Source organism: Prevotella conceptionensis 9403948 (assembly GCF_000312305.1).
In the GTDB taxonomy this organism is placed as follows: Bacteria; Bacteroidota; Bacteroidia; order Bacteroidales; family Bacteroidaceae; genus Prevotella; species Prevotella conceptionensis.
Map to the genome: position 1 here is coordinate 330741 of NZ_HE999445.1, position 12248 is coordinate 342988.

Annotated in this window: 8 protein-coding genes; 5 read left to right on the top strand and 3 right to left on the bottom strand. The window is 45.5% G+C overall.

Going from position 1 to position 12248, the window contains the following annotated elements:
• Positions 1-1416: 1416 nt before the first annotated feature.
• From BN93_RS05665 to BN93_RS05685, 5 genes are all read left to right on the top strand, one after another.
• Positions 1417-1635: a DUF6140 family protein gene (locus tag BN93_RS05665; protein WP_019187377.1), complete on the top strand. Its 219-nt coding sequence runs from the start codon at positions 1417-1419 to the stop codon at positions 1633-1635.
• A 50-nt stretch (positions 1636-1685) separates the two neighbouring features.
• The gene (locus BN93_RS05670) at positions 1686-2231 is read left to right on the top strand and encodes a hypothetical protein (protein ID WP_019187378.1); all 546 of its coding nucleotides are present in this window, start codon (positions 1686-1688) and stop codon (positions 2229-2231) included.
• A gap of 51 nt (positions 2232-2282) precedes the next feature.
• Complete coding sequence (locus tag BN93_RS05675; protein ID WP_019187379.1) at positions 2283-2996, top strand: hypothetical protein; 714 nt, start codon at positions 2283-2285, stop codon at positions 2994-2996.
• Between the two features lie 430 nt (positions 2997-3426).
• Positions 3427-4119, top strand: coding sequence for a hypothetical protein (locus BN93_RS05680; protein WP_019187380.1), 693 nt, complete (start codon positions 3427-3429; stop codon positions 4117-4119).
• A 131-nt stretch (positions 4120-4250) separates the two neighbouring features.
• On the top strand, positions 4251-5144 hold the full coding sequence (locus BN93_RS05685) for an SHOCT domain-containing protein (RefSeq protein ID WP_019187381.1): 894 nt from the start codon (positions 4251-4253) through the stop codon (positions 5142-5144).
• A gap of 315 nt (positions 5145-5459) precedes the next feature.
• Here BN93_RS05685 and BN93_RS05690 read toward each other — a convergent pair whose 3' ends face one another.
• From BN93_RS05690 to BN93_RS05700, 3 genes are all read right to left on the bottom strand, one after another.
• Positions 5460-6872, bottom strand: coding sequence for a hypothetical protein (locus tag BN93_RS05690; RefSeq protein ID WP_019187382.1), 1413 nt, complete (start codon positions 6870-6872; stop codon positions 5460-5462).
• A 300-nt stretch (positions 6873-7172) separates the two neighbouring features.
• Entirely contained in the window at positions 7173-9086 is a 1914-nt protein-coding gene (locus tag BN93_RS05695) for a SusD/RagB family nutrient-binding outer membrane lipoprotein (RefSeq protein ID WP_157462689.1), read from the bottom strand.
• Between the two features lie 13 nt (positions 9087-9099).
• Positions 9100-12248 (bottom strand): SusC/RagA family TonB-linked outer membrane protein (locus BN93_RS05700; RefSeq protein ID WP_019187384.1); only part of this gene is annotated, 3149 nt, incomplete at its 5' end.

Sequence of the window (12248 nt, forward strand, 5' to 3'; positions counted from 1 at the left end):
GTAAGTTGATAAGTTGGAAAGGTGTTGAGGTGATGAGTTTTTAAGTTGTTGAGGTGGCGAGTTAGTGTTTTTTTGAGTTGGCGAGGTGATGATTTTTCGAGTCGACAGGTTGATAAGTTGATAAGTTGGAAAGTTTTTGAGTTAATGAGTTTGTAAGTTGGAAAGGTGGTGAGGTGATGAGTTGATAAGTTTGCAAGTTGGTGAGTTGATGAGATGGTGAATCGATTTTTTCAGGATCTGTTGGGCTCTCGTGGGTTTATAAGCCAGTGGATTTGCCGTCCTGCACTTCGCGTATGAAGAGGAGTGTTTATTTTGTGCTGGCATCACAAAGACAACCAGCTCCTCTCAATGAAATATTAAAATCCAAGACGGTTTCAATAAAATTTCCATCCTACCCACCAATTGTTTAAAACTTTTTTAGTATTTTTGCAATGCCGTCCTTTGCGACATCGCCCATCCGCTTGCGGATTACGACCGTCAAGACGGCACATACATAATGGAAAGACGTTTACCCACGTCTTGTCTTTGGCGTATATGAATCTCGCAAATTCGAACTTGCAGTCAGAGACGAGGCAACAAGTAGATGTCCTCAATGATGTGATTATCATGCCCTCTACACCAAAGAATGCCGTCGGCCTGTTGCCACGCGCATGGCCTTTGTTGTGTGGAGCGGCCATATATAGCGCATCGGCGTGGGGCTCTGCAGTTGCTCGTTCTACTGTAAGGGCAATGCGAGAGCCTATATGCGCGGGACGGGTGACGGTAGTCTCCGCGCTTTTTGTTATCGTATGTATCTACCGCACCCAACAAACACTGAAAACTCGCCCTCATCATGGAGACACAAGGGCACACACATTTAATAACTATGAAACCGCTCATCTACACTGCTGTTTGGGCCGTTGACCACACTCAAAGGCCAACATGCACAGCCTATGCCTGCAAACGGCAGTCTGCACACGCCGCAACGCACTCCCCTTGTTCTGCTTTGGCATGGTTACGCGCTCGTTGTAGGGCCATAAGCACCGCTTTCTCGCGCTGCAAGTCTGCGTGGCCCACCCTTGAACGGCTTGTCGGCACAGGTGTAAGACACATTTCATCCTTCCGCATCTGCCGTCGTTACGTATGTCGATACATTATGTTCGCATTTCGTACAGTTCGCTCTCACATTCGCCCCTCACAGTCAATGCGCCGACATGGGTTCTGCGTAACTTTGCATGCGTAACCAGCAGCGATGTGCCACGGCAGCGCGCCACGGCTATAAGCCGCAGTCGCCCAACCGCACCCAACAACATTAAAAACTGAGTACATAAAGAAATCGCCACGACAACACATAGACATAGGCCCACTCCTTATTATATATGTGTCGTGCAACGTTTCTTCATAAGAAAAGCATAAACAATACAAAATCAACCAAACATGGCAAAATACCGCATAACCACCAAGCACTTGCGAACCACAAACGGCGTTCGCATCGAGCCCGGCATGTCCGTGGAAGTGATAACCCCCACCATCGGCAACCCCGTTGTCAACAATGGCGGCACATCAGTTCAACAAGCTTTCCTCCGCATCTATGGCGTTGACATCAAAAAGGCAGGCTGCTTGAACATGGGGGAGTTGAGTGTAGAACAAATTTAAATGAAACTTAGTATTCACAATTAAAAAATAACAAAACAAAACCACACATCATGGACGACAGAAAATTATTAGAATTAGCATTCGAACTAGCAAAGCGTCTCGACAAAGTTGCAGACAAGAATCTACCCCAAGAGATTGTGGGTATAGTTAAACTGCATAGTAAGCTAGCCGTTGGTTCTGCCTTAATACCTGTACCAGGAGCAGATGTCGCAGCAGGTGCAGCGACAGTATGGGGCATGTATATAAGGATTAACAACAAAATAGGATTATCATTCTCTGATAATGTTATCAAGTCTATAGGTTCTGGAGTGGCAACAAACCTGGCTAGTTACATTGCCATGTCGGGCGTTGCAAGTGCAATGAAGTTCTTACCTGGCATAGGAACAATAGGTGGAGCAATTGTGATGAGTGCTTCTTTGTATGCAGTTACACTAGTTTCAGGTTGGATCTACCTTAAAGCACTTTGCACACTTGCTGAAAAAGATGGTTCAAACTTAAAGATGGAAAATTTAAGTGGGGCAGTTAAGGAAGTGTTGAAACAAAAGGGACTCATCAAGGACATGATATCCCAAGCTAAAAAAGAATATAGGAAGTAATCCTTGTAAAGAAGAACACTAATTTTATGTTAAACTAAAATAATAAAAGAAATGGAAACAATACAAGTATGGGATAAAGTACTTTCAGCAGCAATAAATCTGCCTGTTGTTAAAGTTGATCGTAATGATTTTTTAAGAAACCAATTAGCGCAATACTGCGATGAGCAACACATTAACGACATTTTAGAAGGAAGACTTAAAACCAAGGATGTTCTGACAAAACAAAGAATACAGCAGTTGGCAGACGGGTGCATCAAATTTCACTTAACCAGTGCATGTGCTATTTCTGCTGCTGCAGGTATACCTGGTGGTTTTGCTATGCTAGCAACTGTTCCAGCAGACATGGCGCAATTCTATGGAAACGTACTAGCCTTAGTTCAAAAGCTTCTGTATCTCTATGGCTGGCCAGACCTACGGAATGGAGATAAAGGAATTGACGATGGAACTAAGCATATCCTAACTGTATATATCGGTGTGGCGTTTGGCTCTTTACAAGCTTCCGAATTTGCGAAGACCTTGGCTGTGAGACTTGCAAAAGAAACCAGTAAACGAATACCAAGAATGGCATTGACTCAGTATGCAATGTACAATATCGCAAAACAAGTTGGCAAGTGGATCGGACTAAAGCTTACGAAGGATGGAGTTGGTAAAACTATGGGTAAGGCCATTCCACTCATAGGTGCTCCGATCTCTGCTGCGACAACATACTTCACATTTAAGCCAATGGCTAAAAAGCTGAAGAAACACCTAGATGAGCAATGGTAGTATAACATGAGTTAGTTTGTTTATTTACTTCTACCTAGTGGAACATCTTATGCTGTTTGTCTAAATCTTATTCTCAAACAAGAATATTGTTAGTTAACTAGGATGCTTTCCACATGCAGAACTAGTGATACTTTAACCCAATTTTGCCATTAGACTGCTTATCAAATGTTATAAGCTTTTTATGGTTTCCTGTCCATCTGTAGTTTGCTTATCGGCATCTTGTTTGATTAATTCTCTTGATATAGTTCGCTATGCCTTCAAGAATTAGACGGACAAAGCGCTCAACATTTAAACAAAATCTGTACAGGCTCTAATGGTTGATTTGGGTTAAGCTTTCTGAGTTTTAAAACGCATAGAAATAGACTCTATTGGCTCTATACTTTGAGGCAATAGGTCGTAATGAAATATTATAATAGACAAGAAATATATTATGATTAAACATATAGAACAGTGTTCAAAGTGCAAAGCGTATGTTAATGGTGAAGCACAGAGGGAACTATCAAGGAAATTAATTAGTCGTGGCACGTCTGCAGGTGTTAAGAAATTGTTCGGTTGGGCGATTGTTACTCCGATACTAACATCAATCGTACCTGTTGTTGGTACTTTTTTTGGCTTTATTATAAGTCTCTTTCTTGTTATGAAGGCTTCGAAGTATTCTGAAAAGATTTCAAATGAAATAGACAAATCGCTGTTTGAGTTTACTACTTATCAATTTGCATGTCCTATATGTGGTAGTACTTGGACAAATGTTCTGAAAACAGCTTTAAGTGAGATACCTGATGCTATATTGAAGGTAGAAAAAAAACGAAAAGAGAGTAGTCGTAAATTAGCTGTACGCATTAATGGTGCCATAGCTTTGTTTTCAGGTTTGATAACAATTTACACTTTCTTGTATTGCTGCATTGAGGACAGTACAATCCATACTGGCATTACGGATAGTTATTTCTTCGGTTCGTTTGAAAGGATAGAAACGAACTGGTCATGGTGGCTTTCTGCACTGGTCTTTGTTGTGAGCGTATTCATTACATTTGTCGAATATAACGTTTGGAAGAGTGCACGTGTTGAGTATGAAACCATACAAGAAATGGACTTAAAGCAATTTATGATGACGTACTTTAGGTAGACGTAAAGATTTTCTAGATTAACTTTATGATAAATGTTGATCTGTGTTTATTGAAGTCGTCTTGACTTTTATGTGAAAAGCAAAATGCTTATCGGCTTAATGAAACATCAACATGAAACATTATAAGTTAAATGAGCTCTAATGTTATAAAAGAGAATGCTGAATTAAAAGAAATGACTATGACAGACAAAAATAAATCCACTGTTGAAAGACTGAGTGAATTAAAACAGCTTTATGATGCAGGATTGTTAACTGAAACTGAGATGGAGGCTGTAAAAGCAGAGATCTTGGGTGCAGTAGACCAACAGCAGAATGAAGAGGAACGACAAAACTTTAAACAACCTATAGATAATGGTGATGATTCTAAGCCTTCCCTCAGAAAGAGAATCCTACGGTATGCTATTCGTGGTATAATAGGTTTTATTGTATTTTTCTTTATTCTGGTAGTATATGCGATGTGTCATGCTTCAAACGACAACAAGAGCAAGGAAGACTACCCCTACGTTTCATCTCATGACAGTCTATCTAGCAATGACAGTCTTCTAGAAGAAGATATGGCTGCTTATGCTTCTGAAGGAACGAAAGACGCTTCTGTAAAAACAACGAAGCTGGGATATTATGAAGGTAACGACTGGATGTTGGTTGAGAAAAATAATAAAGAAGATTATTCAAAAAATGAAGTTTACCTAGAAGGGGGCGGTCGTACAATTTCACTAACAGACTTAGAATGGGAGGAACAGTCTCACAATATATCAAGTGTTACGGCGGCAAAACTTCATAATGGAAAGATTTGGATTATTGCTCCCGACAATTGTTTTAGCGCAGGAGTGGGTGCTATCTACTGGGGTACACTGATATTTTATTATGATATTAACGAGCAATCGTTGCACTATGTATTGAATTGTTATGGTGCAATGTTCAAAGGTAAAACAATCAAAGTGCTTGAGGCCTATCTTGTAAAAGACAATGGATGTACTGCAGAAAATGAATATGGGAAAAAGATGTCAACAATAAAACTTCAATGAACCATTCCCTGGCAGGTTCAAATATGTAATACTCTAGCTTTGGGATTGGCTTTAGACAGGTCCTAAAACACTCCCAAAATTAGAGTGTTCAATTGTTCGTTGAATTAGAACTTCATAGTAAGCAGAAATCTCACAGACCATTCTCCAACTAGCACATAGTTTCTTTGTAAAGGATTTGCTCCTATAAAAGGATCTTTACATGTGCTTGTTGGTGCGTGCTACAAGTATAAAGTGTCCTCTTCCACTCACCCTCCCCTCCACCCTCTCGGCCTACATTGCGAGTTTGCAGCCAATTAAGAGGGTGGAGGGGAATAACTATATTGGGGTTTCTTCCCAATTCGCCACCTGGGTTATGCCATACTTCTCTAACGTTTCGGGCTCGATGGGCAGGTAGACGTCTAGCTCGTCGAAGGCAAGATATGCTTTGTTGTCCATAAGAAGTACACCCACGTTGTCGCCCATTTTGATTCTCTCAAAGCCATCGTGTGCGTCACGTGGGATGCGATAGAGAAAGTCGTCGATTACCGATAAGATGTAGATGTAGTTTATAGAGACGGCGAAAAGACTGTGGTAAAACGCGTATTCGGCCGAGGGATATTGGGCGGTAACTCCCTTGTTGTGCGCTATCCAATTGGCGTATTGCTCGTTCAAGGCTTCGTCTGTTACGCGCGTGAGGTTTATTTTTGCAGGCCATTCTTTACAAGGAAACTCGCGAAGCAGGTTTAATTTAAGCGGTCGTTTGCCTTTAGACTTCTCTACGAGGTAGTAGGTGTTAACTGCATCAGAATAGGGATGGCCCTGTATGTGTTGCCAAAACGCTAAGGGGTGCATGATGTTGGCAACAGGTTTGCCCTGTTCTCCACAAAGGAACCTGACGAGGAAACGCGTGTGGCGCATTGTTCCATCGGCTAATTTCTCCCAGTGGAACATGAAATGTCCTGTGTTATTGTCGGCCTCAACAAACTGCCAGAAGTGTGTATGCTCGTTGCGCCCCTCGCATTCGTTCCAAAAGCCATCCAAATCTAACGCCATCGTCTGTTGTTTCACGTAGTCTACCGTATCGTATATCCCTTGTGGGTGGGTTAGGCCATTATAAATTTCCAACACTTCGCGGGTGTGGTAAATCAGCATCAACCTTGTTTTGTTCTGTTCTTGTTTGGCCTTAGCCAGTGCAGGAAGTAAGGTGAAGGTGGGTGTGTTGCTCGTAACGCGCTCTAATAGTTGCATCACGGCCTCGTATTTTTGGGGCATGTCTGTTGCATCGCCATCGCGCGAACCATATCCTGGGATGGCTTTTAGTAAGAAAGCGATGAGGAAAGGGGTGCTGATGCGTTCTGTTTGCACTTGCAAAAACGTTTGTGAGATGCGTGGGTTTAGGTTTGTTGGTGGTGCAGGAGCATAGCAGAATTGGAGCAGTTGGAAGGCTAGCTCTTCGGGATTGGCGCGTCGCGATAAATGTTCCTCGTAGAAACGCCATGCCGTTTGGTATTCGCCGAGCAGCAATTCCAGGTCTTCAGCCTCGTCGGTATCAAGTCGCACTTGCTCTTTAAGGTCTCTAAAAGCTGCGCGCATACGTTGAACCGACTTGAAACTCCGTTTCACGCCGTTGTTGTGTAGCGAATGATTGTCAAGCCAGTTTTCCAATTCCGCCATCGTATTAAACAGCAGTCGGGTGCCGGCTATGGCCGTGAGCCATTCTTCGTATGTGTTATTCGGGTTTGTACTCATGCGGCAAAGTTACGGATTTAGAGCATAACAAGCAATGTTCGTGGTGCAAAGCGTGTTGCAAAACATGTGTTTTGTTGGTGTTTCGTGTTAAACTACGATTTAAAGGCGAGCGTGTGAGGTGTAGGCAGTGGTGTGGAACGGGCAATAAGGACGATCTGTTTTGTCATTCCACCATATATATAAAGGAGAACCACTAACAGCAGTGGCTCTCCTTTAAATAATGCTATCGCGCGTTTACTTGTGAGTTTATCAACTTGCCAACCCGTCAACTCATCAACTTATAAACTCACACGCTCATCATTAATAATTCGGTCCTTCGCCAAAGTTAGGTGCGCCCTTATCATACCACACTCTTTCGGTGTTAAGCACATCGGGCTTTTGTCCGTCGGTAAAGCTGAAACCTTGTTCGCGCATGGCAGCCTCGATGATAGCCCTCATCTTGTCGGAAAGCTCGGGCTGAGTGATATAGAAACGGCGCGGAATGTCTTTGCTGGGCTTCAAGGCCACCCATGGAATGAGCGTACTACCCACCTTTGGCACACCCGAACGGCGGGCGGTAACAAACTGTTCGAGTGGCTGATAGTAGAAATGGAGGTAGAGCTGGACGTACACCTTCTCCAAGTCGGCATCGCGATTGCCCGTAAGCTGATAGTCGGCATTGACCATCATGGTCTTGATGGCATCGGCTTCGTAGGTAACGGGCTTGTCTAGCGGGTCGTTGCAATGCGCCTTATCGTAATAAGGGATTTTGTTGAGCGTGGCCATGCGGCTGTAAGCCTGTGCCGAAGTTTCAACACCTGTCTTGAAATAATCGGCTGCTGTGCGTGGCAAGTTAGCTCCCAGCAGTTTAAACTCAGCCAAGTAGAGGTTCATTTCTGCGGCAGAGAGTGTCATTTCGTATAGCGGATTGTCTTCTACATCTTGTACCACCTTACCTTTGGGAGCCGTGGGGAATGTATAATCTACTCGTCCGCGCACAAGCTCCTCGTTGAAGTACGACAGTGGCGAATAAGTCTTCGACTTATCACCATCGGTTACTTTCCATCGTGTAGCCACAAAGTAGTTGTTCTCGCCCGTATAGTCCGCGTTGTCAGAAAGTTTAATGCCGATGGGCAGGCCATGATAGCGTACCCACGGTTCGCCGTCGCCTTTCCAGCTAACAAAATGTTTGTGCCCCTTCGCATCAGTGGTATAGTTCACTTGGTCGAGGATGTACTTAGGGATGGCACAGTCTTTGTCGCCCCTAGCTTGCGCATCAAAGAAGGCCTGAATCACCTCCGAGTTGAAGTCGTTCTTGGTAAACATCACGAGCATACGCGGGTCTTTGTTGCGGCGCATAAAGTCGATAACGTTTTTACTGCCTACACCTAAGTTCACACTATTGTCCGTTCCATAGGTGTTGTTGCCTCCATCGCCACCTGTACCCTTGTTATACACATAGTCGTCGGTGATACTTTGCATCACATTGGCATCGGCAGCACCCACCTCTTCGGCAATTTTTATGGCTCGCGCCTTGTCTTGATGTAACAAGCGCACGGCGATTTTCAGTTTTATTCCGTTGATGAACTTCACCCACTTCTCTGCATTGCCGTTGTAAGCAAGGTCGTTATTGCCAATGCTTATTTGGGGGGATGTGGCTTTAAGTTTCTCTAAGTCGGCATCCAATTCTTTTAGCCATTGGTCGAAAAGCTGCGGTTGACTGTCGTATTTTGGGGTAAGCGTACCATCAAGCCTTGCTCTTGCGGCCTCAGAGTAGGGCATAGAGCCAAAGAGGTCGGTATCGAAGAGTGCCATATATACCGAGAGGGCGTTGGCCATAGCCGAAAGGTGCGTGTATTGCGCGGCCTTATCGGCGGGCATATTTGCGAGAACACTATTTATTTCGTTTTCGTAAAGCTTAACCTTGATGCTCTGCGAACCCACGCCGCCTAATTCGGCCATATTGTTAAAGAGGTCGTTGAAGCTAGCCGCGGGCGTATATGCCTGCACAAACTTTGAGGTGTAGGCTCCATCGTAGTACCATAACAGGTAGTCGAAAGGCTGGTACTCCACCTGTGCTTGCGTGAAGAGGAAGATGGGATCGCCCTTTGTTACCTTCGAAGGGTCGGTATTGATGTCGGCATAATCGCTTTCGCTGCATCCCATTGTTAGGGCTAAGCAAGCCGTGCAGAGCCCCATTGCTAGGGATTTGAAGTTGAAAATATTCTGTTTCATGATGAGAATGCGTTTAGAATGTGGCGTTTAGTGTGAAGAGATAACTAGCCGTGTAGGGCATGAACGAACGCATACGGAACTGTGCTGCTCCCGTTCCACGAACCGATTCGGGGTTCTCGTGGTTGGGTGCGGTGTTAAGCAAGTAGGCTATGTTGCGCCCCGTTAGGCTTAACGCCAAGCTCTTGGCTCCGATATAGCTGTATAGTCTGCGCGGAACGTTATAAGATAAGGTTACTTCGCGCAAGGCAATGTAGTTTAGTTTCTTAAACCAGTCGTCGTTGATAACGCCCTGGCCCCAGCTGTTCTTAAAGTAACCGTGCCCTTGCATGTGTGCAGGTTCCACGAGTCCTTTTTCGTAGGCCTCTTGGTAAGTCTTGCCACTAACGTCATGCTGCGTGCCATCGGGTGCTGTTACAACTGTACCTTGGTCGAAGATGGCATCGGGAATAAATCCATCGGTGAACACCTTGTCCTTAGCGTTGTCGTATCTGCTGGTCCAAGTCATGCCCTTACGGTATTTCTCAGACTCGCCTGAGAATCCGTATGCCGTGGCGTAGCGCGAGTTGTACGACGCCACGTAACCGCCAAAGCGCGCATCGAAGAGCACATACAGGCTGAGGTCTTTCCAGCGTAGGGTGGTGTTGACCGTGCCAAGGAAGTCGGGCAACATCGAGCCAACCTCTTTAACCGTTCCGCCGCGCTTGTAATAAACCGTACGATAGTTATTGCTGTAACCGATGATGGGCTTGCCTGTTTTCTCGTCGGTCTTTATCCACGAGTCCGACATAAGCATACCATAGTCTGATCCTACTTTGGCAACGGATGCTATGCGGTAGTTGCCGTAGTTTGCCAAGCCATCCAAATTGATGTACGAGGCAACATCGGGACTTAGCTCCACAATCTTATTACGGTTGCGGGTGTAGGTTAGGTTAAGGTCCCATTGCCAATCGCCGCGTTTATATGGCGTGGTGTTAAGGGCTATTTCTATACCCGAGTTTTGTATGTTACCCGCATTGATGAGCTTTTGCTTTACGCCCGAAGCCTCCGGCACGTCAATAGTCATAATTTGGTTGCGCGTGTTTTCCTTATAATAAGTGAGGTCTAAGCCAATTCTGCTGTCAAGGAAACGCCAGTCGAGACCCACTTCCCACGCGTTCTTACGTTCGGGTTTCAAGTTGGTGCTCTTCATGTTATCGGGTATTTTCATGCCATACACCTTCTTGTCGCCACGTTGATAGGTGGCAATTTCGTAGCCCGAGTTGATGTAATAGGGCGACGTGTCGTTGCCCACTTGTGCCCACGAACCGCGCACCTTGGCAAAGCTAACCCATTTGGGTAGGGTGTCTTTAAAGCTCTCGGTGATAATCCACGAACCTGACACAGACGGGTAGAAGTACGAGAAGTTACCTCGGCCATAGCTATATACAAGCGACGACGACCAGTCGTTACGTCCTGTTACGTCGAGGAACAGTTGGTTCTTCCAGCTTGTGCCCACCATAAAGATGGTAGAAACGATGCGCTTGGTGTTGAACTTATAGGTATCAATGTCGGGCTGGAGCTTAGAGTTCTTGATGAAATACTGGTTAGGTACAATCAATCCACCGTTAGTTTTTTCCGAATGTTTTTGTGCGTATTGGTTGAAATACTCTTCGCGCAAGAATCCATGCACCTCCCAATCGTCGTTGATTTGATAGTTAACGTTGGCTCCAATATAGAAGTTTTCTTGCGTGGTTTGAATGTTCGATAGTGCGTAGCTTCCTCCTTCGTTGGCATAACCACTGCCAGATTCTTTATATTCGCCACTAACGGCATAGTAGTTGAGCGAGCCGCCAGCCGACAGTTGCAGCCAAGGCAAGGCTTGAACGTTGAGGTTGAGCACAGGACGGAACACCGTTTCGGTCTGTCGATAGTCGTTTTCGTAGATGTTCCACCATAGGCGCCTACCAGGTACAGCGCGATATTGGTCGCCATATTTCCCGTCTGCCAGTCCGCCATGTTCGCCTTTGTACAGGTGGCGATAGCGGTTAACGTCGTATTCTCTAGGGAAAGTGCCATTTGCAAAGTACTCGCCGATGTTCAGAGGTGCGTTTCGTGGCTGCGACTGGGTGAAGTTCATGCTGAAATCTACGGTCATGATGTCGCCCACCTTCTGCGAGGCTTTACCTAGGAAAGAGAAACGATTGAAGGTGTTACGTGGCGTTGTGCCCTTATTGTATTTGTAAGAAGCCGAGGCGTAGAATTGCGTTCTGTCGTTTCCACCTTGCAGCGATACGTTGGTGTTGGTGTTAATGCCTGTGTCGTAGGCATCCTTATAGTTGTTCTTAAAGATGCGGGCTGATCCCATGGTGCCGTCGTATTGCTCAAACGGCTTGCCTTCGGCCCACGATATTTCAGGCCCCCAAGCAAGACCATTATCATGTTGTTCGATAAACGAATAGTCGCCTTTTGAGTTTCTAGCAAACGACGACATGTTGTCTCCCCATGTGTTACCTGTCTTCGTATAGTATTCGTCGTAGTCTACTCCACCAGGGAACGAGCCTGAAAGGTATTTGTTCTGCAAGTCGGGCGAGCGATAAACCGTTTCCAAACCCACGGTTTGCGAGAAACGTACGCTTACTCCTTTGCCTGCCTTACCACTCTTGGTGGTGATAACCACGGCTCCATTCAAGCCGCGCGAACCATACAAGGCCGTTGCAGCAGCACCTTTTAGTATGCTCACGCTCTCGAAGTCGTCGGGGTTGAGGTTCTTCAGTTGGTTACCATAGTCGTTTGTATTGGTGTTCCAATCAGCATCGCCCGAGTCGCTTGTGGCGTTGTCTAATATCACGCCGTCTACCACGAAGATGGGTTGGTTGTTGGCGTTCAGCGTGGATGCACCTCTTATCTGTATCTTGGTAGAGCCGAACATACCACCATCCGACTGGCTAATCTCCACACCAGCCACCTTTCCTTGAAGTGCTGTTACAGGCGAAACGGTGTTGGCGCGTTCCAGTTCGTCGCTTTTCAGTTCGGTTACGGCGTATCCCAGGGCTTTGGTTTGGCGCTTGATACCCAGAGCCGTCACCACAACTTCGTTCAGTGCGGTGGCATCGTCTTCAAAGTCCACGTCCACCTGTTGGCGTCCGTTCACGGCAACACTCTTGGCTTTGAAACCTAGATACG